Below are 647 nucleotides of genomic sequence, written 5' to 3'. Positions count from 1 at the left end.
TAATTGCGCTTCCCCATTTTTCTCTAGGCTGGCTCGAAGTAGAAATACCAACAACACCGAAGCCAATGCGTTCACAACCGCTACCGAACCTGACAAAGCTTGACCGCTCTCATATTGCAATAACGCCACCAAATACTGCAAAGAAGGATGGTTGATATTCAGTAAAACCGTATCAGGCAGCCCCGCCATAATATCCGCCTGCGCTTCATATTCAAACCGTGCACAGAAAAGATGCAAAGCCGCATCGCCTCCTGCATGACTTTGCTTGACTTTAAATGCGCCTTTTTCACTCGTCAGCACATTAACACCAAGATTTTCACAACTGCTATCGCTGCTCAAAGTATGCCCTACACTACGCGGGAAAAAAATGACATCCCCCGCACTCAGCAGCCTTGCCTCTTGCTCCCCATCAATTCGGATATAACCCGAACCGGCAGTTACGATATGCACCAAACCATGCGCACGCTTGGGCTCATGCCGCACATACCACTTCCCCCGAAAAAGACATTGAACATCCACGCTGCCTTTTACCTGCGCCAATTCGACCAGCCTATCCAAAATATCCATAGTGTTTTTTACCAATAAATGAGATGTTTTGACGATTTTATTCTTCCAATTATTGCAATAATACACACACTAAACACAAA

The 647-nt window shown here is 45.7% G+C and carries 1 protein-coding gene; it reads right to left on the bottom strand.

The features are described 5' to 3' along the window. The coding region (locus tag ACTHUM_RS17220; RefSeq protein WP_440403584.1) for a cupin domain-containing protein at positions 1-567 on the bottom strand (567 nt) is incomplete at its 3' end. Positions 568-647: the final 80 nt, after the last annotated feature.

The sequence above is a fragment of the Neisseria sp. P0021.S006 genome (assembly GCF_051956895.1).
This window is presented reverse-complemented; position numbering and strand designations above follow the sequence as displayed.